The sequence below is a fragment of the Fusobacteriaceae bacterium genome (assembly GCA_031272775.1).
In the GTDB taxonomy this organism is placed as follows: domain Bacteria; phylum Fusobacteriota; class Fusobacteriia; order Fusobacteriales; family Fusobacteriaceae; genus JAISST01.
Genome location: JAISTB010000005.1, coordinates 22,997 through 48,110, shown reverse-complemented (window position 1 = coordinate 48,110; position 25,114 = coordinate 22,997). Strand labels below are relative to the sequence as shown.

The 25,114-nt window shown below is 47.0% G+C and carries 26 protein-coding genes, 2 tRNA genes and 1 other annotated feature; of the genes, 5 read left to right on the top strand and 23 right to left on the bottom strand.

Features of this window, described 5'->3' with window-relative positions; translation table 11 throughout:
* Positions 1-56: 56 nt before the first annotated feature.
* Entirely contained in the window at positions 57-440 is a 384-nt protein-coding gene (locus LBQ97_01165) for a type II toxin-antitoxin system VapC family toxin (GenBank protein ID MDR1831325.1), read from the bottom strand.
* A complete protein-coding gene (locus LBQ97_01160) occupies positions 440-715 on the bottom strand; it encodes a type II toxin-antitoxin system RelB/DinJ family antitoxin (protein MDR1831324.1) in 276 nt (91 codons plus the stop codon). The genes LBQ97_01165 and LBQ97_01160 overlap by 1 nt, the downstream gene beginning before the upstream one ends.
* A 363-nt stretch (positions 716-1,078) precedes the next feature.
* Between LBQ97_01160 and LBQ97_01155 the strand changes: the two genes are divergently transcribed.
* Positions 1,079-1,300, top strand: a complete 222-nt coding sequence (locus LBQ97_01155; protein MDR1831323.1) for a type II toxin-antitoxin system RelB/DinJ family antitoxin — start codon at positions 1,079-1,081, stop codon at positions 1,298-1,300.
* Between the two features lie 229 nt (positions 1,301-1,529).
* Here LBQ97_01155 and LBQ97_01150 read toward each other — a convergent pair whose 3' ends face one another.
* From LBQ97_01150 to infC, 19 genes are all read right to left on the bottom strand, one after another.
* Complete coding sequence (locus LBQ97_01150; protein MDR1831322.1) at positions 1,530-2,567, bottom strand: radical SAM protein; 1,038 nt, start codon at positions 2,565-2,567, stop codon at positions 1,530-1,532.
* 133 nt (positions 2,568-2,700) lie between these two features.
* Positions 2,701-2,997, bottom strand: coding sequence for a hypothetical protein (locus LBQ97_01145; GenBank protein ID MDR1831321.1), 297 nt, complete (start codon positions 2,995-2,997; stop codon positions 2,701-2,703).
* A 217-nt stretch (positions 2,998-3,214) separates the two neighbouring features.
* Positions 3,215-4,201, bottom strand: coding sequence for a hypothetical protein (locus LBQ97_01140; GenBank protein MDR1831320.1), 987 nt, complete (start codon positions 4,199-4,201; stop codon positions 3,215-3,217).
* Positions 4,202-4,420: 219 nt separating this feature from the next.
* Complete coding sequence (locus LBQ97_01135) at positions 4,421-5,287, bottom strand: hypothetical protein (GenBank protein ID MDR1831319.1); 867 nt, start codon at positions 5,285-5,287, stop codon at positions 4,421-4,423.
* Between the two features lie 32 nt (positions 5,288-5,319).
* Entirely contained in the window at positions 5,320-6,243 is a 924-nt protein-coding gene (locus LBQ97_01130; GenBank protein MDR1831318.1) for a hypothetical protein, read from the bottom strand.
* 346 nt (positions 6,244-6,589) lie between these two features.
* Positions 6,590-7,150: a hypothetical protein gene (locus LBQ97_01125; GenBank protein MDR1831317.1), complete on the bottom strand. Its 561-nt coding sequence runs from the start codon at positions 7,148-7,150 to the stop codon at positions 6,590-6,592.
* Entirely contained in the window at positions 7,137-7,595 is a 459-nt protein-coding gene (locus tag LBQ97_01120) for a hypothetical protein (protein ID MDR1831316.1), read from the bottom strand. The genes LBQ97_01125 and LBQ97_01120 overlap by 14 nt, the downstream gene beginning before the upstream one ends.
* Positions 7,596-7,794: 199 nt before the next feature.
* Entirely contained in the window at positions 7,795-9,147 is a 1,353-nt protein-coding gene (locus tag LBQ97_01115) for a hypothetical protein (GenBank protein MDR1831315.1), read from the bottom strand.
* 22 nt (positions 9,148-9,169) lie between these two features.
* Positions 9,170-9,835 (bottom strand): DUF3944 domain-containing protein, encoded by a 666-nt coding sequence (locus LBQ97_01110; GenBank protein ID MDR1831314.1) that lies wholly within the window; start codon positions 9,833-9,835, stop codon positions 9,170-9,172.
* Between the two features lie 14 nt (positions 9,836-9,849).
* Positions 9,850-10,647: a GTPase domain-containing protein gene (locus tag LBQ97_01105; GenBank protein MDR1831313.1), complete on the bottom strand. Its 798-nt coding sequence runs from the start codon at positions 10,645-10,647 to the stop codon at positions 9,850-9,852.
* A 13-nt stretch (positions 10,648-10,660) separates the two neighbouring features.
* Positions 10,661-11,713: a GTPase domain-containing protein gene (locus LBQ97_01100; GenBank protein ID MDR1831312.1), complete on the bottom strand. Its 1,053-nt coding sequence runs from the start codon at positions 11,711-11,713 to the stop codon at positions 10,661-10,663.
* Positions 11,714-11,721: 8 nt separating this feature from the next.
* Entirely contained in the window at positions 11,722-12,825 is a 1,104-nt protein-coding gene (locus tag LBQ97_01095; GenBank protein ID MDR1831311.1) for a DUF697 domain-containing protein, read from the bottom strand.
* A 1,095-nt stretch (positions 12,826-13,920) separates the two neighbouring features.
* Entirely contained in the window at positions 13,921-14,166 is a 246-nt protein-coding gene (locus tag LBQ97_01090; protein MDR1831310.1) for a hypothetical protein, read from the bottom strand.
* 640 nt (positions 14,167-14,806) lie between these two features.
* On the bottom strand, positions 14,807-15,181 hold the full coding sequence (locus LBQ97_01085; GenBank protein MDR1831309.1) for a nucleotidyltransferase domain-containing protein: 375 nt from the start codon (positions 15,179-15,181) through the stop codon (positions 14,807-14,809).
* 172 nt (positions 15,182-15,353) lie between these two features.
* The gene (locus LBQ97_01080; protein ID MDR1831308.1) at positions 15,354-15,701 is read right to left on the bottom strand and encodes an AbrB family transcriptional regulator; all 348 of its coding nucleotides are present in this window, start codon (positions 15,699-15,701) and stop codon (positions 15,354-15,356) included.
* A 93-nt stretch (positions 15,702-15,794) separates the two neighbouring features.
* On the bottom strand, positions 15,795-16,457 hold the full coding sequence (locus LBQ97_01075; GenBank protein ID MDR1831307.1) for a VWA domain-containing protein: 663 nt from the start codon (positions 16,455-16,457) through the stop codon (positions 15,795-15,797).
* 416 nt (positions 16,458-16,873) lie between these two features.
* Positions 16,874-17,224 (bottom strand): 50S ribosomal protein L20, encoded by a 351-nt coding sequence (gene rplT / locus LBQ97_01070; GenBank protein ID MDR1831306.1) that lies wholly within the window; start codon positions 17,222-17,224, stop codon positions 16,874-16,876.
* A 20-nt stretch (positions 17,225-17,244) separates the two neighbouring features.
* On the bottom strand, positions 17,245-17,451 hold the full coding sequence (gene rpmI / locus LBQ97_01065; protein ID MDR1831305.1) for a 50S ribosomal protein L35: 207 nt from the start codon (positions 17,449-17,451) through the stop codon (positions 17,245-17,247).
* Between the two features lie 33 nt (positions 17,452-17,484).
* Positions 17,485-18,006 carry a translation initiation factor IF-3 gene (gene infC / locus LBQ97_01060; GenBank protein ID MDR1831304.1) on the bottom strand — a complete coding sequence of 174 codons (522 nt, stop codon included), beginning with the start codon at positions 18,004-18,006 and terminating at the stop codon, positions 17,485-17,487.
* Positions 18,004-18,142 (bottom strand) — a sequence feature (ribosomal protein L20 leader region). (Overlaps the previous gene by 3 nt.)
* 286 nt (positions 18,143-18,428) lie before the next feature.
* Between infC and LBQ97_01055 the strand changes: the two genes are divergently transcribed.
* Positions 18,429-19,037 (top strand): MarR family transcriptional regulator, encoded by a 609-nt coding sequence (locus LBQ97_01055; protein MDR1831303.1) that lies wholly within the window; start codon positions 18,429-18,431, stop codon positions 19,035-19,037.
* Between the two features lie 107 nt (positions 19,038-19,144).
* Here LBQ97_01055 and LBQ97_01050 read toward each other — a convergent pair.
* Together LBQ97_01050 and LBQ97_01045 are read right to left on the bottom strand one after the other, a co-directional pair.
* Positions 19,145-19,234 (bottom strand) — tRNA-Ser (locus LBQ97_01050).
* Between the two features lie 7 nt (positions 19,235-19,241).
* A tRNA-Ser gene (locus LBQ97_01045) sits at positions 19,242-19,325 on the bottom strand.
* Positions 19,326-19,504: 179 nt separating this feature from the next.
* On the opposite strand from LBQ97_01045, the gene LBQ97_01040 reads away from it, so the two are divergent.
* From LBQ97_01040 to LBQ97_01030, 3 genes are read left to right on the top strand one after another with little or no spacing between them, the layout of a single operon-like run.
* Complete coding sequence (locus LBQ97_01040; protein ID MDR1831302.1) at positions 19,505-20,863, top strand: DUF1576 domain-containing protein; 1,359 nt, start codon at positions 19,505-19,507, stop codon at positions 20,861-20,863.
* The gene (locus tag LBQ97_01035; protein MDR1831301.1) at positions 20,860-21,369 is read left to right on the top strand and encodes an NUDIX hydrolase; all 510 of its coding nucleotides are present in this window, start codon (positions 20,860-20,862) and stop codon (positions 21,367-21,369) included. The genes LBQ97_01040 and LBQ97_01035 overlap by 4 nt, the downstream gene beginning before the upstream one ends.
* Positions 21,370-21,397: 28 nt before the next feature.
* A complete protein-coding gene (locus LBQ97_01030; GenBank protein MDR1831300.1) occupies positions 21,398-25,099 on the top strand; it encodes a hypothetical protein in 3,702 nt (1,233 codons plus the stop codon).
* Positions 25,100-25,114 lie beyond the last annotated feature (15 nt).

The following is a 25,114-nucleotide window of genomic DNA, read 5'->3' as shown; positions in this document are numbered from 1 at the left end:
ATGGTATATAACAATATATTGTGGATTTGCACTAATGAACAAAGGATCGGCTGATATCACCAAATCCAATTTAAGTTGTACTGATGAATATTTGTGTCAGCAGTGACCAAAGTCATTTTTTCAGCGATTGCTGTTGCAATTAAAAGCCTATCAAATGGATCTTTATGAAAAAATGGCAACGCCGAAAGGCTTTTCAGATATCGGTTTGTAATTTGATATAGATTAAATTTTCTTGCTTCAACGATATCAAGTAATTCATCAAAAGAGATTTTTAAGTTCAGCTTTCCGTTGTAAACTTTAATTGCAATTTCCCAGAGAGAAATTACTGAAATACAAATACTATCTCCGGTTTGCTCAATAATCTCTCTAACTTGAGATGGAAGTTTATCGGAGTTTTCCATATACCAAATTAACGCATGTGTATCAAGCAGGTAACGCATCACATGTACTCCGTAAATTCTTCCATCGGAGCGTCAAAATCGTCTGCCATCGTAACTTTTCCGGCCAGAACACCTTTTAGCGTAGAAAAAGGGAGTTTTTTGTTTTTCAAATTATCAGCAGATTTTGAGATTTCAAAAGGAATTCCCTGTTTATAGACAGCCTGTCTTAAAAAAATATTGACCGCCGTTGAAATATCCAATCCCAAATCGGCAAAAAGGGCTTGAGCTTGCGATTTTAATTCTTTATCCGTTCTGATATTGATATTTGTTGACATCATCTGATCACCTCGCGCTTTGGTTTATTCTCGCCTTATTTTAGCACGATATGCGCACAATGTCAAGAAGAATATCTTTGGCTAGTTACGCTGGGCGAATATTCAGTCTCGGCTGTGGCTGCTACGCCTGGAAGTTGCTCGCCCCGCTTGCCTCGACCTCTCTGTCGGCCCGGCGGCCGACGTCTCCCCTTGCGAAGGGGAGATTCTGAGGAATTTTCGTCTTTTTGAAAAAATCTGCGCAAATGCAGCGCAGATTTTTGGTTACAGAGCCATATTCACGGCAATGAATCTTAAATTTGTGTTGACATTGCGACCCATTTCGTGCATACTTTTATTAAAACCTTAATACGAGGAGTGATTTCTATGATCGCATCGAAAAATTCAAAAACAGCGAACATTCATGCAAGGGTGAATCCCGATGTCCGAAAAGAAGCTGAAGAAATCCTGAACGCAATGGGAATGACAATCAGTGATTACATCAACCTCGCTCTGTATCAGGTACGAATAACCCGGCGCATTCCCTTTGAATTGGTTGCGGATCCTCCTTCCCCTATGCTTGGTTGCCAAATTTGGAACAGGACGTAAAAGAAGCCCATGAAGCGGTCGCTAATGGCGCCAAAACCTATAAAACCGCCGCTGAATTAAGAAATGCTCTGGACATGGAGGATTTGGATGAGTGAATCGAATTACGTCTACAGCATCTTTCCTTCCACAAATCTCTACTCCTCTTCCTGAGAATTGGAACGATCATGCGTTGAAGGGCAATTTCAAGGGAATCCGGGAATGATCATGGCGCGGTCCCACGACCTATGACTCACCGGAGCGGGAGGAGATTGTCGCAGGCCCCCAAATCTCCGTCCACGATGTGGCAGGCCTCTCTGCACCCGCAATCGCAGCGTTCAATATCTTTGCAGCCTCTGCAAAAATCCGGCTTGTAGTCGCTTTTGAGAAATCTGTCCCAATATGCGCCGTCGGTGATGAAATCTTTGTCGAAGACATGCCCGACCACAAAAGGCGAGTGGTTGCAGACCCGGAGATTGCCCGCCGGATCGACCGCGAGAAAAGTCTTCGCGGCCCCGCACAAGGTTCCGATTCCGATGCTTTTATAGTGTTCCACCCCTTTTGTAATGACGCAGCGGGGGATTTCCGTCCCGGTGTAGCCTCTTCGCTTTCCTTTTCCCAAAACCTCTTCGGCGATATCGAGCATTTCGTTGATTTCTTTGTTTGAAAGTTCCAGTTCCGTACGGTTGGCGACGCCGCGACCGCCGACCAGGAAGCGATTGACGAGGACCATGTCGGCCCCGGCCAGAAGGGCGTTTCCTATGGTTTCATAAAGCTCATGGAGATTTTTTTTCGTAACGGGAATGTTGCAGGTGGTCGTGAGGCCCTCTTCATGGGCGCGGCTGAGCCAGTGGAGGACGCCGCCCGCGTTATCGGTTCCGGTAAGTTCCTCAAAAGCCGCAATCCCTGGAAGAGACAGCGTGAGATGGACGTCATATTTTTTGAAGCGCTTCAGCCAGTCTTCGCTCATGGCTTTGCCGTTTGAGATCACGACAATCTTGGAATCCCGGTTGAGGGTTCCGTCTTTCCGGATGGCGTCAAGCAGATCCGGCAGGTCTTCCCGCAGTAGGGGTTCTCCGCCCGATAATGACAGGGCGCGCACGCCTTGGGCTTTCAGGATATCGAGGACTTCCTTCCATTGGGCGAGCGTCAGCTCTTGCCCCTTTTCGTAGGGATAGCGGGCTGTTTCGGGCGCGTCCCAGGGGCAGAAGCAGAATTTGCACCGGTGATTGCAGCGGTAGGTCAGTTCGAGAATCGCGGATGTGGGGATGTGGGGATCAAGGTTTTTCATTTTTTTCCGCCTTTATAATTCCAGTATAAAAATCCTACGGCAACGATAAGTCAAGTATCACATTTAGGGTTTCTTGGGCTGCCGTTAGTCCATTTTCGCTCATATTTCCGCGCTCCCTGAAGAAGGTCTTAAATTAAGACCTTCTTTTTTTGTATCTTTTTTTGTATCGGTCTTCGTATTCGGTATACCAGTCTGTGTAAAAAATATTCCGTCTTTGTTCTTTAATTCTGGCCCACTCCCTTGGACCGTACTCTTCTGTCATTTTTCTTTCATGTTCTTCGTACTTTTCTCTGTCTTTTTTCATTTGTAGTCTGTAATCTTTAAACGATTTGTAAAGTCTTATAATTAATTCGCGGTTCTTGATCCAGGCCGCGATAATCACACCAACGACTACAAGCGAAAGTACATACCAGTCATTATAAATATTCATTTGTACACCTCCCTGATATAATATTGATAATGCCGATTCTTATCCTGCCGAGCTAATCGGACGAACAAAGCCAGATTATCCCGATAATAAAGATAACAGCGGAAATCAGAATTCTTGCGCCGATCGCTTTAAAGATCTCAATAATTACTTTAACAATCCCGGATGCAGTGAATTCAAGAAATCTTTCAAAACCGTTTTGCATATTTACCCTCCTCCCTTATAACGCGTTCAACGCCAGCAGGGCCGTCTCGTATTCTCCGACGGCTGTCTTCACTTCCGCATAATCCGCAGCGACTTCTTTGCCCATAAGTCGAGCTTGAAGATCTCTCGCCTCAGCAAGCTCGGTCAAATTGGAAATCAAGGCGCTTTTTTCCGCCTGCCGGAGCCTTTCGTCGTCAATCCGTAGATCTTTCAAGGCAAGCTGCAAAATTTGCTCCGCGCGTAGCAAGACGAGACGGAAGGTTTTGGAATTTTCAGGATCCAATACGCACGGAATTTTGCTTTTCCATCTTTCAGCGTATTTTTTTCCCAAATCCATTGTGCGGTTTTTTTTGATTTTCTCTTTCAGTTTTCCCTTAAAGAGCGCATCCAAATTCGTCATTTCCATAAAAGAATCCAGGGTCACCTGATCAATTGCTCCCAGATCCCGGAGGGCAAGACAGATTTCTCTCATTGCCCCAAGCGCTTCTTCTACTGTTGGCGCTTCCTCACCTTGTTCGCACATTTCCCGAAGAACCCAAGCCTCAAAGAGGGCGTGAAGATTGGAAATCCCGGGAAGCGTTCCCAATATATCACGAAATCCCTCAGCCGTACTTAAAGCCAATCCTGCTACCCCTCTCCATACGGGGGTTACGAAATCAATACCTGTTATCCTGCCGACAAGGTCTCCAAACAGCCGTTTCGGGGCATACATTCTGTGAGCCGCTTCTTTGATGACTTCCACGACAGTCTCCTCGAAAAACGCACCCGCATCCGACAGGGCGATCCGGCAGCTCAGGGGAATTTCCGGGTTGCATTTCCTCATGGCCTTCTGCCATCTTTCCGCATATTTGTTCTCGAGGTCGTAAGTGATCGGAAGGATTTCCGCAGCGATTTTTCTTGTGGTTTCTGCACAGATCTCAAAGGGATGGCAATCCACAAAAATATATTTTTCGCCATCGGCATATTCTTTATCCATGATGCCCCAAATAGCGGCTTCCTCCATCAGGAGATCCAGATACGGGGGTTCGTTCTCTCCGGTGAAACTGCTCAGGATATTCAAAATGAAATCATAGTTGCCCAAGGCCATGGGGGCCTTTTCAAGGATGGACCTCAAAAAAGGACTCTTGATGGCCGCGAGTTTTTCTGCCGTTTCTTTCTTTTTTTTGGTTGTGCCTGAGGTTTTTTTCATTTTGCCGCCTCCTGTCCGAATGGTATTTCACGATTACTCGAATATCTTTTCGCCCTCTGTAATCACGCTATTGCCTCCGATAACGGCATCTCCGTAAATTTCCGCATCTCCGCTTACGGTTGCGTTATCTGTCACTCCGGCGCTGTCATATACTTTCGCGCTGTCAAAAATCCTCGCGTTTCCTCCGATAGAGGCTTCATCAAATATTCTGGCCGACTCGTAAATTTTCGCGTTATCCGCTATCCGGGCTTTGCCATATACTTCCGCTTGTCCCAGTATCATGACGTTTCCGGTAATGCGGGCATTTTCATAGATCTTGGCGTTCTTTCCTACAAGTGCATTATCGCAGACCAGGGCATTGCCGTAAACCTGGGCTTCTCCAGTGACCATGGCGTTTCCTTCTACTTCTGCGTCGTCGTAAATCTTCGCGTTTTCATTGATTCTTGAATTTCCCTTTACCCGGGCGCCTCCGGAAATCTCCGCGTGACCGATGATAACAGCGTTTCCTAAGATCGTGGCTTCTCCTTTGATGACAGCCGAATCAAGCGCTTTGGCTTGGTCTGAAAGACCGGCATATTCACATACGGTCACGTCATCCCCCACACAAGCGTTGTCGCTAATCCAAGCGTTCCCTGAAATCCGGGCGTTTCCTCCTATCACGGCAAAAGCGTAAATTTTTGCGTCTTCCGATACGGATGCGTTCCCGATAACAACCGCATCATCATATATCCAACAACTTCCTTCTTGAGAGAGGTTGGAATCCGACTCGACCCAACCACCGCGTTCTCCTTTCAGAACATCATCAAAATTTCTAAGGGCTCGGATACGATAAAGGATTTTGCGTTCTTCTTCGTCTTCGATCCAGATTTTCTTTTCTGCTGTCAATTCGTATTTTTTCATGAGTCCTCCTTTAGATTTTTACAAGATCAGGCTTATTCCGTGATGACCTTTTCCCCGTCGACTACGTCATCGTCTGAAACAAGGCCGTCGCCTTCAACTCTGCCGTTTTCTTTGACAATGGCGTTGCCGCAGGCAATGGCGTCGCCGCAAATCTCGGCGTTATCTCTCAAGGTTGCGTTTCCCTCTACGGAGGCATTGTCATTGAGGCTGGCAAAATCATATACATGCGCGTTTTCTGAAACGCTTGCATTTTCTGTCAAACTTCCGCAGGAAGCATATAAGGCGTTATCGCAAATAAATGACGTATCGCTGGCGTATCCGGTTTCTCCGTTGACAAGCGCGTTTCCGTAGACTCTCGCATTGTCAGAAACCCCAAAGATATCCCCGATTACCCGGGCGTTGTCATAAACTTCGGACTCACCGAAAAGTAGAGACATTTTTCCGATAAGCGCATTTCCGTAGACCTTTGCTCCTTCGCCGACTTTGGCGTCATCGGTAATCCGGGCATTTCCGTAAACCTCAGCCTCGCCCGATACCTGTGCGTGATTCATGACGCATGCGTTTTGAGATATTTTTGCCAGGTCGTCTACGACGGCGCCGTCTTTTACACAGGCAAAATCCTCAATCGACGCGCCGCCTCTGACGATCGCTTCCCCATCCACCTTAGCGTAATGACGGACGGAAGCTTCGTCACAAATTTCGGCGTTTCCGCTAATCCGGGCAAAATTTCTGATCTTTGCGTCTCCGGAAACAACTGCCCTGCCGTAAACTGCGGCGTTGTCATAAATCCAGCAATTCCCCTCTTGGGAAAGGTTTTTCTCTGATTCCACCCAGCCGCCCGGTTGTCCTTCGAGCACATCTTCGAAGTCACGCAAGGCACGGATTCGGTAAAGCGTGTGGCGGAATCCGTCGTCTCTTTTTACTCTCTTTTGCGCAGTGAGTTCATATTTTTTCAAAAAATCAACCTCCCCTTATTATGAATGCAATGCCTATTCTTACCCCGCCGAGCTAATCGGACGAACAAAGCCAGATTATCCCGTTAATAACGATGACAGCGAAAATCAGAATTCTTACGCCGATCGCTTGCATAGGGTTTACCTCCTGACTGATTGGTTTTTTTCTCTTCAAACTCAGTATAGCACATGAGCAACGACAGATTTTGTCGTTATAAAAAATATTTTTTTCACGGTCTTTTTATTTCGATTTTTGTCGATCCGCGTCCCTGTCTCTCTCGAGGATTTTGTCCTTGATCGTTTGCGGGATCTCAATCCCCAGCATTTTGCCTCCCTGCGATCTGTTCGCTTATTCTTTATCCTGTTTCTTCTCGTCCATGCCGTCTGCTGTATCGCCCGAAGGCGCTTCCTCCAGCCCCAGCATCCGCTTGATCCGCTCGATATCACCGGTTTTCTTTCCTTCGAGAAAACTCAGCGCGTCCTCGTAATCTTTCCGGTCGTCTGACGCGGCCACATGATATTCTTCTGCTCCCTTGGCCTTAAATTTGAAAACCAGGCTGCTGGGAACAAAGCGGCCTCTGTCGTCTTCGGTCAAGCCCTTCTGCTTATCCAACATGGCGTCATACCCCAGAGCTTTGATTTTGTTTACGATGTCATTTATTGTAGAAACCTTTCTATACGGCGGAGCGACCAAATAGCAAGAAATGAAAATCTCTGGGCGCACTTTATCAAAGGATTTTCCCCGGTTCAACAGTTTTCTTTTAACTGCTTGTTTTGCCCGATAGATGAGGCTCCGGGACATTTTTTCCAGTCTTCGGTCCAGTTCCGCCCGGTCGAGTATCGGGAGAACTTTTTTTGTGTTTTCCTGCGGTTCGGTTCCGTTTTCTTTTTTCAAATCAGGGTTTTTCATTGCTACCTCCAGTGCCAAGGTTTTTTAGAGAAGGGGCGGTCATTTTTTTCCACTGATAAAGCTCAAGCTGCCTGTCGACAACGATCCAATAATCTTTTTCCTCGAATCTCCTGATCGCGTTGAGGATCTTGAGGGCCAGCTCATAAGTCTGGAAGGCTTCGTCGACGCGTTTGAGCGTCAGCCAGCGAGGCTTGAGGCCTTGCGTCAGCGTTCTTTCGCAGGCGTCCGCTACTTTGTTCGCTTCGTCCAGGCTGTTTTCATCCATCGTAAAGATCTCGGCAAAGAGAGTAGTTTCGATTTCTGAATTTTTCACGGCTTCCGTGAAGATCTCCCTTGCCTCAAGCAGGGCTTTGGCATAGCTTTCAAGGTCGCCCTTGTCAAGGTTTTGCAGGACTTTTTCCTGCCATCGGGGCGCGTACATTTCCTTCAAATTTGTAACCATCATTTTTTCCTCCAATCAAGCGTTTTCAAGGCGGAATTTAGGCTTTGGGCCTTATTTTCGGCTCAGCCCTCGATTCCTCTTGTTTCGCTTTTGTTCAGAGGAGTCGCCCGCCTTGTGAGTATAGTATACAACATGACGGGCGACAGATTTTGTCGTTGTGTAAATTTTTTTTTGTTTTTTGCGGGGAGTTTTCTTTTCAGCGTCATTTAGAAGCAGAACTTTTCTCTGTGGATGCTCTTCGCTTCCATACATGTGCTTTGAGCTTGTCCAACAGCCCTTGTTGAGCTTTCGTGTAACATTTTTTAAAAAGAGCTTTGTCAAATTCTATGATTTCTTTATCTGTTTTTCCTTCAATTTTCCCAATGACTGCCGCCTGAAAGCTCTCTTTAGCGTACAGGCCGATCGCTTTTGTCAATTGCTTAGCCGTTTTGGCATTGACCTTTCCTTCATATTTCGGAATCAAATCGTGCAAAAGAGAGTCTACCCTGGAGATGTCAGGCAAGATTCGAGATTTCACTCTTCTCTGCATTTCATCATCCAAACCAAACAATGCTGCCAGCTTGCCGATCATGCCGAACTGTATCGGGAAAAAGTTGTTGATGTTTGAAATAGAAATTGAACTTTTTATATTGGCGGAAGCGCTATCTATGGCATTTTTAATTATTGCATCTGCATCCACCGCTTTTCGTTTGCTTTTGATCATTTCAATTTTGACAGTTCGTCTTGTCTGTTCGTCTGCAAAGACATCTTTATAGGGTTCAGCAAGAGATGCGAGAGTAAGTGATGCAAGCTTATCATAACCTTCGGGTTGTTCATTGGTCTCAATAATCCGATCTTTGGGAACGTTACAAGTCATGATTTCTTTTCGTAATATTTTTATCGCTTTTTTCTTATCTTTAAGATCACATTTTGTAATAACTACGATGTCTTTTGCCGGATTGAAAATGTTCTTCAGAAAGGTCTTTTCGTATTTCAAACTGTCAGCATCACTTGGGATAGTAAACCAGATCAAAGACCCTTCATCTGTCCGCTTTTCTTGGAAAAAGTCTTTTATCCGCGCTTCGAACGCGTCATCTGTGCGCTCTGGTTTCCAATTTTGAGATTTCCAAATGACGAGATCATTTTTCAGATATCCAACATAGTCCTGCGTCAGTTCGCTGTCTGCATCGTCTACTTCGGCTTGAACGACTCTGGAGAAAACGGCATCTATGAGAGATTTCTTCCCGCTGCGGCTATAGCCACAAACGAAAATGGTCGGAGATTTCAGTTTTTGCCTCTGCGCTTGGTATTGCTCGGTAAATTCAGGGCATTTGGTTTCGATATTTTTGCCATTGTCTTGAATGGATGGCGTCTCGTTTATAGATTCGGGTTTCGGTTTAGGAGGGCGGTCTAAGATTATGTCAAGCAATTTTCCGATCCAAGATCCCAATCCTCTCAATCGTGTTCTGATAAACTTGTTTTTGCGATAGGCTATATGCAGGACATAAGAAATAGCTGGAAGAATCAATATTTGCAAGATAGTTTTTAAATTCAATTTGGCTATGAATTCACGCATGGGTACCACCTATAATAATTTTTTAGCAATTTGCTTCATTGTTCAGTTCAGCGCTTTTGATTATTCTCAATATACTGACTCGAATCACGGCAGGTTTAGTTATCCGGTATGCGGGTCCAAATATTATCCACTCCCCCGCATATAACCATCCAATAGGTCCCGTAAAGTAACTGATCACTGTTCCCATGCCTCCCAATTTTAGCATTTCTACTATCCCAGTTCCTATTTCAGCCAGATTTGATGGAAAGCCATTTTTATCCAACTCTCTAATGATTCGTTCTTGTTGTTCTTTGGAAAAATTACACATAGAATCTGCAAAGACCTTGGATAACAAATTCTGTTCATTAACAGAGGTGCTAAGTGACCCGTCAAAAGGTGTTTTTACTTTTTTCATTACATCTTCCAGAATTTCTCTATAGTATACGCCGCCACCTCTGCCTGTGTTGATAATTGTATTGCCCCCATATTCCTGTAATTCTCTTGCCAGCAATGACCAATATTTCGTTCTGTCCGTTTCATGGAATTCCTTCCACAAAGGTTCGCGTGTAATTTGCTCTGAAATATTCCGCTTGTTCTGATCTTTATTCTTCTTCGTCCCCCAGATCAGAATGGTTTCCAGCTCTTCAAGTTCTTCATGCGAACATGTTCTGAAAAATTCAAGATCATGATCAAATCGATAGCTCCCCATTTGTTCCTCCTTTATCAGCTTTTGGTTTGATTTGAAATTGCATGTTTGATTGCCAGTTCCTTCATTTTCACCCATGCTGCTTTATCGCCGGCATTTGCCGCTAATTTTATGTACTTGATTGCCAGCAGGAACGCATTTTTGCTTTCAAACAGAATACTTAATTCCTTTTGAGCTTCCGTATCTCCGCTTTCCGCTCGCTGTTGCAGTAAGCGAATTACAGTATTACCTGAATTTCCAATTTTGTAAGTCCAATCGAACAAAGCATCCCATTCGCAAAATGTTATGAGTTCTGAGTTTTCAACGGCTTTTGTGCTGACAAGAAAAATATTTCCTTCTGGATTTTGCTTTTTTATGGAATCTTTAAATTGACTTAACTGGCTACTACTCAGTTCATCGATCTTGTTTACTACTATCGCAATGTGGCCTGCCTTTTTGGAAATAAGTTCTACCAATTGTTGATCGTAAGAAGTAAAGCGTTTTGTGGCTCCGTTTACCACGAACCATGTCAATAGAACTTCATCATAGTTGTTTTGTGTTCTCAACTTAAAGTAATCATGCAGAAGGCTTTTATAGTGCTCCTGATTATTGATTTCATACCCGTCGCTATCCCACAATTCTCCCAGGTCGCCTTTATGATAGGATTTTATCCCTTTTGTTGTAACGTTGGTATCGCTGTTTTTCGCGAGATTCTCCTTCAAGATATAATTCACAATAGAAGATTTACCCGCCCCTGTCTGTCCACATAGAAAAATGTTTATTTTTGTTTCATCGCTTATATTATTCAAAAATAAGAGATTTTGCGTCTGCGTCATGAAAATCACCTTTTTAAGCAATTATTTTGAGTGCCTCAGAGTAACTTAGGTTAATTTTTTCTGTTGCCTCATTCTTAGTTCTGCAGATGGCGTCTTTCAATCCCTTTTTGAGATCTTCTTTGACAACATATTTGTTAAATAGTTCTCCCACTATTGTAGCTGAAAACGTAACGTCTTTGAACTTCCGTAATCCAGTAAGTTTGGTCTTTGAAAAAGTCCCTGAGAACATGTCGTAATAGCCTTGGGCGTCTCGCATATAATTAACAAATTTGGTAGAAATTTTATCACAGCTTTTTTTGAACGCTATGTTGATCTCATCATTTATCTTTTTTGCGATCGTAGTATTTGTATCATGAAATCGACCCTCAAATTCATGGGCTTTTTTAAAACTCTGTGTATACCATATTTTCAACGTATTTTGGCTTTCTTCTTTCCACGAATTTAGATGTGATCTATAAACTTTTATAAAATTGCTTCGTGCATCTGACTCCAAAACATTAAGGAGTTCTTCTCGGCCGAAAGTTCCTTTCGGTTTTGGTTGACCAATTTTTGGAACTGAAAAGGCGCATACGTCGATCATAGAATATTGCCCGGTATAGGTTGAAAAATGAGTGTTAAAAATTTCTCTATATTTGATTTTCTTTTCTTGATAGGCGCTATCATCTGAGTTTGTAAAAGCAATAATGATTTTGTATCCGGTATCCAGCATTACTTTAATCAAATCCAGTTCAAATTCCTGTATTCTTGCATTCGAATAAGATATGCAATAAATGGTCCCAAGGATCATCTCTTCATAAGAGATAGATTCACTGAGTTTACCCAATATTTCCTTTTTCCATTCTTCAGCTTTATTGGCTTCAAGGCCCCAACTGTCAATTATGGTAATTTCTTTTTCCGGGTTGTTTGGTGAGGCAAAGGCTACTTTATCCCATTGACCTTTACGTGTCACAGGTCTCCCTATTCCCGTTTTGACTACCTCTTTTCCAGCAAGATAGTTAATCAAGGAACTTTTTCCGGTTCCGGTCTGTCCTAAAATCATAATGTTGTTATGGTTTTCACAGTTCACGACAACACCTATACCTTTGTAGATTTATACATTTCTATGACCTTTTTTATAAATTCACCGGAAGAGATGATCGCTTCAATGTCGATTACAGGAGCTTTTCCTTCAGTCGATTTTTTACACTGAATATAAATAGCCTCAGAAAGTGCAGTTCCGACAGCCTTTGTGATTGTAGATGCGACGGTTACATTGATCATTGTACCGATTGCAGTACCTATGCCAGGGATAAGCTTAATAAGATTTCCCGCTATAGATTTTCCCAATTGGCTGACTCCTATATCCAAAACAAAGGAAAATATGCCTGAATTACTGATTTTGATTCCATACAAAGAGCAAATTTCCATGAGTAATCCTGTCTGGAGAGGAACCAGAAGCGCCGCATCACTGAATGGAATCGGCGACGCTGCAATCCCCGCAGCAGCGAGAGAAGCCAGATTTATGTAGTTATCGGCTGTATTTCGTTTTAATTCAAGACATTCTTGCAATGCGGATACATATCTAAATTTCAGGTTTTCGGGCAATTTTTCGTACGTCCATGTAATGATTTTTTCCCAGTCACAATATTTCGCCACCGCTTCGTCGTTTTTTGCCAAGATACTCGTTTTAAAAATAGGAAAAACAGGCAAAGCTTTCTTTAATTCATTTTCAAGTTCCAATAAACTCTTGTCATCCAATTCATCTATTTTGGCGAGTAATACGCATATCGGAAATCCTTCTTGAGAGATTTTTTTAATTAAGCTTATATCAAGATCTGTAAATCGCTTTCCAGCGGCAGAAATCGTGTACCAGATGATGTTTATAGAATCTTCAGTGTATCCTTTTTTTTGAAGTAAAAAATCATCGAAAATCAATTTTTCATAATGTGCTTGTTTTTCGCTCCCTATTTCATAGCCTTCGCTGTCATAGATGTTTACTGTGTTGTTCTGATATAATTTGATACCTTTGGTACACGGGGTTCCTACACCTGCTGTTGAAACAGACTCATCGAAAATATAGTTTACTACGGAAGATTTTCCGGCTCCAGTCTGGCCACAAATCAAAATACCCGGAATTTTATTCTCCCGTTGAATTTCGCTAATCCGTTTCTGAACTTCTTCTACAGAATACTCTTTCATGAATCCTCCTTGTTTTATATGATAAAAGTTGTTCCTCTAATGGACTTCAGAGCTACTTTGTCTTCCTCATACCATGATATGTTTCGTGAAATTCGGGCAAGTAGAGGTTACGCTTGTTCTGCGAGGCGTGCGAAGGTTACAGACTTCGTTTTGGTAAAAGCGGCAATTACAGCACCATTTTTTTGTGGGATCCGCAAAGGCGCATGTTGAGGATGGGCTTCTGGTGCGTAGAGTGCGCCCCAGATCACATTTCATTCCGCTGTAGTGATGGCAATCCCTGCATTTCTTAGTCATTTTCTCCTCGCTTTGATCTTTTGTAATGTCCGCTCTCGTTTGGGAGGCCTCTCAGTATCGAAAAACCGGTAAATCTTCTTGAAAATGCTGCCTTGGGATCCTGTTCTCTGGCGTGATCAAATTTCAGCAAAGATCTTGTAGGTCATGCCAACCACGATCAAGGCAAATGCCTCTATTTTGAGGGTCGTATTCCCGTAAAACGTTGGTGGATTTATATTTTTGTACTTTTTACAATTGTGTGCGTAATTCAGCCAGTGCAATACGAAATTTGGAGCTTTATTCGTCAAAAGGGCGCGTCAAATCGGCATTTTGTCAGAAATGTGAAGGCTGTCAGTTATCAGGTATAATTGTGCGTTCAATTGCTTCTATTATAGCCTACTCGGCGCCGATTGTCAAGGCCTTAAATCCCGCAAGTTACGGGTTTTTTTATGGATAATCCACAAAAAAGCCAATTTCGGAGAGTAAATTATTTTTTGTGTCTTTTTTGATGATTTTGGCACATAGAAAATTTACACAGCGAGCTAATTTACCGGCTTTTCATCTATGTGACAGCTCACAATTATACCTGATAAATTTCACCCCCTCAACCCCCCAAAACTCCGCCCTTCATCTTTACCCTTGTCACAATTGCAGACCACACGCCACCCACAACCCCCTTTTCATTTACCCCCAAAATTCCGCCTTTTTCCCGCATATCGGAAATATGCAAAAACCTACAGGCCACAAACAGCCCTCCAGCCCACTCCGCAATTTCCCGGCCGACTCCCCCGCAGTCCCCCGCCCCCGGGCGCTCCGACAACCTCATTTCCCGTAAAACGCCTCATACATCACGCAACTATTGGTTTCCGGCGCCGTCGAGCGACCGTAGAAATTTCGCTTCTGAAGCGGCCAATCCTCCCCCTTGACCTTGATCGACTGAGGAATCGCAGACACATCCGCAAACACATCGAGACGCCCGCCGAGAAAATCCGTCATCTTTACCGCGACAGAAATGATTTTTCTCACCCAATCGCTTTTTACCGAATACCCATACTTGGGAACAGGCATGTTTTACCTCCTTTTTGGACCATAAAAAATCCACCACGGACAATTGAGATATATTCCGATGCCTTTGACACAAGAGTATTTCCGCATGATCCATGATGGATGTAAAGGGGGCTGGGGGATCTTACGATCCCGCAACCCATGGTTGAATCTGAACGTTGACTACGTCACGCTTGCTTGTCAGGAATAGTATAGCACAGAGGGAACGACAGATTTTGTCTTTCTGAAAAATATTTTTTTGAGAATTTTTTACCCCGTTTTCCTGCTGATACAATTTTCGTATAATTTATGATGGATAGCGATCAGGGCCTATAGTGATATCATAACATATTTCGATTGGGAAATGGTCGCTTTGGAAGCGACATTTTTTTGTGAGGAGGGCGGCGCAACCCCCGGCGGCTTCGCTGCCCCCTTCGGAGAGGGGGCTGAAAATAACCGTATAAGTTTGGCTTGCATTGTAACGAGAAGCAGTCTTTAAAGTTAAAATCTGCGCCTATCCGGCGCAGATTTTTTCATCAGCTTTCGAGCGTGATGCCCTTATTTTGAAGTATTGGAATAACAGCATCAATATCTCCTTTGCATGCTGCAAGGCATTTTTCATATCCCTTTCTACCAGTTCAACCATGCCAAAACAAGCTCTCGATCAGGCATTCACAACTACCCCCTCGTTTGCAATTGTATATTCAAGTCGCGGCCTTGATTTTGCGTATTCTTGAAATTCGCTGTTTCGGTACAAAAGAATATCCAGGGAATATTTGATTTTTCCAGCGACGGCTTTTCGAATCGCGTGCATCATATCAAGCCTACGACCGGAAAAATGGTCCGCAACGACGCAGAGATCCAAGTCGCTGTCCCGGCCTTCCCTGCCAGACGCATAAGAGCCAAACAAGATGATGCGCGCGCCAGGCAATATGGCCTGAATTTCATTTATGATAATTTTTAAATCTGCATCTAATTTCGTGTTCATACGGATCCCCAAACCTTTTATCATATCTTGTTGTTTTCTTGATGATATCATACAAAAGGCGGTTTACAAAATTATTTTTTCTTGTAGGGTCTGATACCGGCTCATCAAGTTACAGTATAATCCTCTTGAATCATGAGTATTGTTTTTTCGAATTTGGCCTTCAACTGCGCGTCTTTCATTTTTTTGAAATATCGCGCAGCTGCCGGCGAATAAAGGAGTGAAGTCATTTCGTCTTCACTCCGAACACTTCTTCATGCGTATAAAGTTTTCCTTTCAAGACTTGTTCAATCATATCCTGAATCGCCGGTTTTATCGCTCTTTGCCTATTTTTGAAGGCTTCAAGTAATTCATCCCCGGAATATCCCTCTTTGATCAGATCCGCTAAAATATATTCGGAAAATTCGCTGCTCTCTTCTCTGACCGGGGTTACCAAAAGAGAATTTCCAACAACCTTGATTCGAGCTTCTTTTTCAAAGCCTAAATACTCCATGATTTGCCTGGGAATTGTGATCTGGTTTTTTGAAGAAATTGATATTGTTTTATTCAGTTGGGTTGTCTGGGCTGTAGTCATTGTCTGCTCCTTGAAATTTTGGTATTTTGATATTTTTACTTTACCACATTCTTGGTTTTTTGTCAATCAGGTATTTTACAGCCCCCTTCCCCTTTATTTCTTCTGTTTCTTGTCTTTCGGCCCCACATAAGCCTCTTTCATCAATGCGTCGAAGGTCTCGTCCTCATAGAGATTCGCACATTTTCGAAAACTCCTGGTCGCGCAGGACAGCGCGCTATAGATAATACCGGTCCGTATTTTATCGGCCGTATAGTTGTAGGCATGCGCGATCCCCATGGAAGAGGCCGTCGCGAAGGCGTCAATATTCGCGCCGAGAAATAGGAATTCCCACTTGTATTTTTCCCGCTGATGTTCCACCATCTGCCGGATCTGCTCCGCCGTAAACTCTCGGCTGGCGTTTTCATAGCCGTCGGTGATTACGAGAAACAAAACCTTTCCCGGGCGCTCTTCTTCCTGCGTCTGGGCCAATTTTGCCCCAACGGCGTTGATGGTCTTGCCCAGCGCGTCCAGGAGCGCGGTCGACCCCCTTGTATAGTATTCTCTTTCTGTGATGAAGCGGATTTCCCGCAGAGGAACGCCTTCGTGAAGAACCTCGTAGCGGTCGTCAAAGAGGATCGTCGTCAGGTTTGCCTCTCCGGGGAGTTCTTTCTGTTCCGCGAGAAACTTGTTGTAGCCCGCGATGGTTTCCGCCGTCAGGCCCTGCATGGAGCCGCTTCTGTCCAAAATTGCCACAAGTTCCGTCAAATTTTCTTTCATTTTTTACCTCCCGTCATATCGAATGGCCGAATGTCCCGCCGGGGAAAAACTTCCCTCGCGTTTCGGGTACTTTCATCTTAGCACATTTTTATCGGGAAGTGGTCGCTTTAAAAGCGACATTTTTTAAAATTAAAAAACCCGAGCGGAAGCCCCCGCCCGGGTACTTTAACGATAGCTTTCTTTTTTATAAACCAACGGCAAATCTGAAAAATCTTCGAAAACGCGCCCGTTTTCCTTCATCGGCTCCAATATCAGTCGAAACCTGGTCTTACTGCCCGGAACCACAGCGAATGTATTCTGCCTGTCTCCTAGAAGTTTATGTAAGCGCAATGGCTTATTTTCAGCTATTTCCGCCATTGTATCAACGTACCCGATGCCGGGGCAAAGAGAAGCGTCTTATGTTTGAATTTGCAACCTTACAGCGCCGCTTTGGCGTTATCGACCAGTTTCGCGAACTCGGCCGCGTTGTTGAGGGCGATATCGGCCAGGACTTTTCTGTCGAGAATGATGCCCGCTTTTTTCAGGCCGTTGATGAATGTGGAATAAGAAATCCCGTTGATCCGCGCCGCGGAGTTGATCCGGATGATCCACAGCTGGCGCATTTTCCGCTTCGTGACTTTGTGGTCCCGGGTGGAATAGGCCATGGCCCGCATTGTCGCCTGTTTTGCCTGCTTTATGACGTCCCCCGACGCTCCGCGGAATCCTTTGGCCGCGTCAAGGACTTTTTTATGCTTTCTTTTTCTGACAATTCCTGTTTTTACTCTCATGATCAAAACCTCCTATAGATTTATCTTCCTTCTCCGTAGGGCAAAAGTCCCTTCATATGCTCTTTCAATGTTTCCCCGACCACATAGTCTTTTCGCAGCGTGTTCTTCCGCTTCCGGTCTTTTTTCGTCAGGATGTGGGTTTTGCCGGAATGTTTGATCACGTATTTCCCGGTTCCCGTCACTTTGATTCTCTTCTTGGCCCCTCTGTGGGTCTTCATTTTTGGCATTTGGTGTTACCTCCTCCACTAAGAATGATTTGCTCAGGCTTTTTTCGGTGAAAGCATGAGATATTTCTGCTTTTCGTTGTATTTTTTGTCAACTTCAGCGATTTCCTGAAATTTTTCCGCAATTTCGTTGAGGGTCTGCTCGCCCCGGGCGGCGTGCATGCGCTCGCGCCCGTACAGCATCAGCGTCACCTTGACTTTGTGCTCTTTCGACAGGAATTTCTCTATCATCGCGGTTTTCGTATCGAGGTCGTGGTCATCGATTCTCGCCGTGACCTTCACTTCTTTCACAACGACCTGTTTTTGATTTTTCCGCGCCTCTTTGGCTTTCCGGGTCTGCTCATACTTGAATTTTCCGAAATCCATGATTTTGCAAACGGGCGGATTGGCGTTGGGAGCGATTTCGACGAGGTCATAGCCCTGCTCGGACGCGAGATTCATCGCGGCCGCAAGATCCATGATCCCCAGCTGTTCTCCGGTGGAAGAAATAATCCGGAACTCCCTCCCTCTGATTTTGTCGTTGATTCTAACCTTTTCAGAAATAATACACACCTCCATGATAAAGAAAAACAGGGTACGGAAACCCTGCTCAATACAAAACTGCATAATTATGCAATCGAATTTTGTACATCATAACCCGATGTGACCGCCTACGGGTCCATAAGGTGAGAAACAGGCGTTTCTTCTTGAAATGATATTCATTTGTTTCATGCTGACAACCTGGCCAGCTTAAGTATTATATCAGCAAACGCGGAAAAAGTCAAGAAATATGTTTTTGGAAGGGGGATTGCAACTTATTGCGCCTATATAATAGCAGATTTTGCAACTTTTTGCAGCTTGGAAAAGATATTGAAAAATATTTAGTCAGGTGCTTGACAAAAAATCAAAGCCGTGCTATACTACAATCAGTCAAGTACATGACGGTCAGGTATTGGACAAATTATGAACAAAATAAAGATCACTTCAAGGAGGAAAACACAATGAGCGAAATCAAAACAACGGTAGCAGAACAACTCAGACAACTGCAAATGCTGATGCGCCGCGCGTCTTTCCGCGGCTCCGGGCGCGACGAGAATACCCGCGACCCGCATATGGGGCAGGGACGGGTCCTCGCAATATTAAAAATCAAACCGGAAATCAGCCAACGCGACCTCACCTGGTTGCTGGGTCTTACGAAGCAATCCACGGCGCAACTGCTGGAAAAACTCGAGAAGAGCGGCTATATCACCCGTGAGTCCTCTCCGGAGGACAAACGCGTCTCCATCATCAAGCTGACGGAAGAAGGCGCCAAAGCAGCGGGGAACGTCAATGAGAGAGCGTCCGGGACGGAAAGCGTCCTTGACGGGGTGAGCGATGCGGAGCTGGCGGCCTTTTCGGAAACCCTCGGGCGCATCATCAAAGCTTGCGAGGAGCGATTCCCCGATGAGGATTTTGAGAAACGCCGGGAAACCATGGAAGCCTTCATGGCGCAGCGCGGCAGGGGCTTCGGGGAGCGCGGCAAAGGCGGCAAGGGCGGCCGCGGCCCGCAGGGCAAAAAGCATTGCGGCGGTTGCTCCGACGGACGCGGAAATCATGGCAAAACCGACTAAGAGGAGCGGTTTTTGTACGGGGCGGTTGCCCCAAAATAGAGCGATATAAACCAAAAACGAACGTTTACGAGGCGCGACGCCGGAAGTGAACGTTCGTTATTTTCTGCTGGCGGTGAGAGTGGGATTCGAACCCACGGTACGGTTTCCCGTACGACAGTTTAGCAAACTGCTCCCTTCGGCCTCTCGGGCATCTCACCGGACGTATGGCGGAAGGCCAGAGGCTCGAACTCTGAAGTCTTACGACGCCGATTTTCAAGACCGGTTCCTTACCAATTAGGATAGCCTTCCATGCAAGCTACATATTATCACAGTTTTTCCCATTTGTCAAATGATATTTCAGAAAAGGGGGCGAAAATCAAACATCCGAACTTGACTTTTTTCGAAAAACATAATATCATGTTGTATACCGTTTTTTCGATCCGGAAACTCAAACACGGTCGGAAGGACTTGCATCCGGAGGAATTATGCTGGAACTTACAGAAGAAAGAAAGAGAAGGGCAGCCGTTTTGACGATCGTCTTGGCGAGCCTGCTGCTTTTCCTTTTCGCTTGGCTTGATGTCATGGTCAACGACGAAAACATCCTTGAGGGGCTCAAAACCATCGCCACATCCCAGGCCATTCTCATTACGGACTATTTCCTGATCGGCGGGGTGGGGGCCACCTTTTTGAACGCCACGCTGATCTTCGCGTTTAATTTTGCCCTCGTCAAGCTTTTGAGGGTTAAGATCTCGGGCATCCATCTCGCCTCGTTTTTTACGGTCTACGGCTTCTCCTTTTTCGGGAAGAATATCTTCAACATCCTGCCCTTTTACCTGGGCGGCATCCTGTACGGCTATTACGACCATACGGAATTCAAGGAAGTTTTCCCGGCCATCTCCTTTTCCACGGCCCTGGCCCCCTTTGTGAGCGAAGTGGCCTTCCGGGTGGACGGGCATGAGACCTCCTATATCAACGCGCTGCTTTTGGGGATTATATTGGGATTTATCGTGACGCCTCTCTCAAAAAAACTCTTTGAGTTCCACAGAGGCTTCAATCTCTACAATCTGGGCTTTGTGGGGGGAATCATCGGAGCGGTGACGACTTCGATCCTGAAGCTGTACAAATTCAACGTGACGCCGCGGAGCCTCATTTCCACGCAATATGACCTGTCGCTGCGGATCATCTGCATGTTTTTGTTCTTTTCCCTGATCCTCATCGGTTTTTACCTGAACGGGAACTCGTTCCGGGGCTATCCGGCCCTGCTCAAAGACAGCGGATACAAGGCCGATTTTGTGGTCAAATACGGCTTCGGCGCGACGCTGATCAACATGGGCGTCATGGGTTTTATCGGCCTGGCCTTTGTCTACATCTGGGGCATGACCCTGAACGGGCCCTTCCTCGCGGCGATCTTTACGCTGGTGGGCTTCTCGGCCTACGGAGAATCCATTTTCAATACGATACCGATCCTGATCGGGGTTTCGCTGGGCAAATACGGAACCGACACGTCGACGTTTACGATCATCCTTTCGGCGCTCTTCGCCACGGCCCTGGCCCCCATTCCGGGCGTCTACGGAGCCCACTGGGGAATCGTCGCGGGCTGGCTCCACATCGCGGTCGTGCAGAGTATCGGCGTCGTCCACGGAGGGCTCAATCTCTACAACAACGGCTTTGCGGCGGGGATCGTCGCGGGGGTTTTGCATCCGGTCATGGAAGTTGTCGCCAGCCACAGGGAAAAAAGCAGAAACGCCTACCTGCAAAAGCAAAAGGAGCTCCATGAAGTGCTGCTCCTGATCCGGCGCAGGGAGGAAGAAAAAGAAAACGAAGAGGAGGAAACACGGGAGGAATGAAAACGGAAGAACTGAAATTTTTGAAAATCGCGACGGAGCCCCACCCCGCGAGCGGGTTTACATTGGAGTATCTTGACAAACCGAACGCCATCGCGGCGCTGTTTCTGGATGCGGCCGGGGAAAAGGCCCTCTTGGTGAAACAGTACCGGCCCGGCTACCGGGGAGAGCTCCTTGAAGTGCCCGCGGGCATCATGGAAGCGGGCGAAGATCCGCTGACGACGCTCCACAGGGAATTGCGGGAGGAAACGGGCTACGGGCCCGGGGATTATACGCTGCTCTACACGCCGGAAAAATCCCTGATTCTTTCGCCCGGGTGCAGCACCGAGAGGCTCTTCGTCTATATCGCGCAATTGAAAAAAGCCGCCGGCAAGCCCGAGCGCCTTCGTCTCGACGAAGGGGAGATCCTTGAGGACCATTGGGCGGACCTGGGGGAAATCGAAAAAGCCACGGCGGACTTCAAGACCATATTCGCCCTGAACCTCTATAAACTCATCAAAAAGGCGTAAAGCCAGAAGATAAACGCAAGGACGGACCATGAAGAAAAGACGGATTTGCGCCATGATTTTCTTTATTTTGTGCGCCGGCGCCCTCAACGCGGGCAATAAGTTCGCGCTCCCGGATGCAGGCGCGACCAAATCCCCCAAGAGCGAGGATGTTTTTGGCGTGTCGGAGTCTCTTGACGTCGATTTTTCCGAAGACACCGTCCATTCCCCCGAAGGGGTGAACCTCAACTACGAGCAGATGAAGATCAAGGCCTTTACGGTCAGACGCGCCGCCGATCAGAAAACCGTCTACGCCGAAGGCGATTTTATCGCCGAAATCGATCCCGGGATCGTCAAGATCAAGATCGAGGCGGAAGGAGGGGAAATCAGCGTTTCCGGCGACGAAGGGGTCTTTGACCGGGCCTTCGGCTATCTGGACGTTTCGAAAATCACGCTGGCCGAGCCGCCCAACACGCGGATTTATTTCGGCGGCGACCGGATCATATACAAAAACGGCGTCGTTACCCTCGAAAAGGGCCGGATCACCACGGATTCAGCCGTCGTCGCCACAAGCGACATCCGGGAGGGGGGCTATCATTTTCTGTCGGACCGTATCGTGGTCGAAGTCGACAAGCAAGTGACGCTCCGGAACAGCGATTTTTTCATAGGGAAAAAAGATTATTTCCCCTTCCGCTTCCCCTGGTTCCGGCAAAATATCCGGGCAGGCTCGGAAGTGCCGCTCTTCCCGACATGGACCAGCGACGACTATTACGGCTGGCAGCTCAGCTGGGGCGTGCTGTATGGGAAAAAGGACAGCCGCTACCGGGGCGGCTTCGCGCCCAAATTCGCCGACAAGATGGGATTTTTGATCGGGCGCTGGGAAAACTGGTTCACGACGAAACGCTTCGGGACCACGAAGGTCAATCTTGACGACTATCTCGTCTACAGCAAAGCCACGGAGGGCATGCGCGCGGGCAATCCCATGGAATACGAGCAGAAGCGCAAGCGTTATCGCTGGAACGTCAGCCACGAGTACAATGACCGCTACGGCCGATTTTCCTTTAATTCCTGGTACGGGACCCGCAGCATGATCCCAAAGCTTGACGAGCTCATCAATACCTATGAGAGCCGCAACTGGTTTGACAATCCCGCCGACGCCATCCCCACCGCGCGGCCGGCCTTTGACGGCAATATCGGCTTTTATTCGCTGGACGCGGACTTACACGGCATGGGCCCCCGGGAGGATATTTCCTTCAAGGGGATCCTGAAGCTGACCGACGACAAGAGAAGCTACAGCCTCATGGTCTACGACATCATCGACGAAATCAACTACGGCAGCGTCACCGACAACGACCTCTACTCGCATTTTTCCCTGATCAAGGACAACGACGACTACCGGATCGGCGGCTACTACCAGTATCTCTACGATATGGATCCCGGATCGACAGCTTCCGACGACAAATCCAGAGCGGAAAACTTCGGCTTCGAGGCCTTTGACAAAAAACGCCGGGTCGGTTTCAGTTACGACGAGAAAAACGGCGACAAGTTCCGCCCTCTGCAGAATTTTGAGCGGGATCCGAACCTCGATTCCCTCGTGACCGTGTCGTCCCTGCTGGGAACGCGTTTCCGCTATTCCTACAACCCGACGACCGTGCGGGAATACGTGCGTTATGACAGCAAGGATCTGCGGATTTCCCTCGGCGAATATCAACTCCCCCGGGACTATACGCTGAAATTGGGGGCGGATATGCGCGAATACCGGCGGATCCTCGACAGGGGAACAGACGCCCTCCGGACCGGGCTCATCGCCAACAACCCCAGAGACATGGAATACAATCGTTTTGAAACGCTCCTGGAGCAAAATTTCCGCGAAGTCTCGGCCTGGGCCGATATCTCCACGGAAGATCACCGAATCCGGGTGACGGCGGGCCGGACGGAAGAGGAATTCCTCTCCCGGGAAGGGCTCTATGACGGCTCGTCCCGAAAATACGTCAATAAATCGGATTTTTATGAAATCCTCGCGGAAAAAGAGGAGATTTCCCTCGGGAAATTCGGAGAAGCCGCCATATCGGCGGATTTGCGCTATGACGTCTATAAAGAGGGCCACAATCCCTGGACCGATACCCCGACGACGGGGGAGGACGCGTCACTGCGGGGCATCATCAAGGCTAACCACTCATTGACGCTTATGGACAATACCAACGACCCCGGGCGGAGCGTGGATTTTTCCCTGACGAACAAGATCCTTTTGACCGGAACCCGATATGCCTATGACGAAGGTTCCCTGAAAACGGGACCCGCGGCCCGGGACAGCGGGCGAAAGGCCACGGCCAAGGAAATCCGGCTCTACGGCAAGGAAAACGCAATCGAGGTCACGGACAGTCTCAATCTTGAATTGGGCAACACCGAAACCCGCTATACGGTCGACTACAAAAAGGCCTGGGACGCGGGTATGCCCGGCCTGGTCAAAAACGAAATCCTCGGGCACAGGCTGGATTTTCTTCTCGACAACGAAACCAAGGCTTCGGCCTGGTACAAAAAAAACCGGTACTATACCGACGAGCGCCTTGACGATAAAAATTTCAACAACCTCGGCTATGAAAATATAGGCGTCACGGTAAATTACGGCCGGCACAGCCTGAACTACACGAGGGACACGATCCGCTCGGCCGTTGAACACATGAAAAACGCCGACGACAGCCGGGAAAAAGTCGTCCTCGACAGCTATGGCTGGCGCTACCGCTTCAAAAATGACGATACGCTCGCGCTGCGCTACGGCGTGGGTTCCGACATCCGGGACAATCTGAGCACGGGGATGCGGGAAATCGACGCCGACAACCGCACGTATCTCGTGCAGTATGTGGATACCGGCGACATTGAACACCGCTATACGGCATCCTATTCGACGTACCGGCACAAGGAGGACGCCGGAAAAAAACTCGTCCTGGGCCGGCAGCGCTACAACGCGAGGAACATCAACGTGCTCTATCTGGCCTACGAATACAGGGACAACAGACTTTTCAACGAAGATCTGGAAAATTACGGGAAAAAGGAGTATAATAAGGAAGGAGAAAGTCTCACGCCCGAAGAACTGGACCGGGTACGAGAAATCCTCCGGAATCGCCAGAATACGCGGAATATCCACAGTTTCAATATCGACCGGATCCGCGACGAGCTGTTTTCAACCGGGAATTTCCGGCGAAATTTCCGGGTATGGATCCGCGGAGAAATCAACGAGGCCCGCTACCGGCGTACCGGAGACTATCTGCGTTCGCTGCAGGAAATCAACGGCGGACTGGTTTATTCCCGCAACCGGATCGGGGTCGGCTGGTCGATGACCATCAATAACGGCTGGTCCGGGACCGACTGGGTCAAGCTCGACAAAGAGCACAAGATTTCCCTCCACGCCAAGATCGGTAAACCCAGCCGGGGCTGGGAAATCAAGACCTACGGGCATATTTACGAGACCCGCAGCCAGGTCCTCAACAAGCACAGAAAAAAAGGCGCCCTCGAGGGGCTGGGCGTAGAGATCGGCAAGGAATTCGGCTATTATCAGTGGTCCGTGGCCTATGAGACCGGCTATAATTCGGCGGCCAAAGATTACGAGTGGAAGGTGGCTCTGCAATTCAAGCTCCTGACGTTCCCCGGCAATCCCATTCTGGGCATCGGGGCCGACAAAGGGGCAAAGGGCAAAGTTTCCCCCAAGGCCACGCTCTTTGACGGGATCAAGCCCGAGCATGTGCTGGACGATTGAAGTGAAATTCTTATA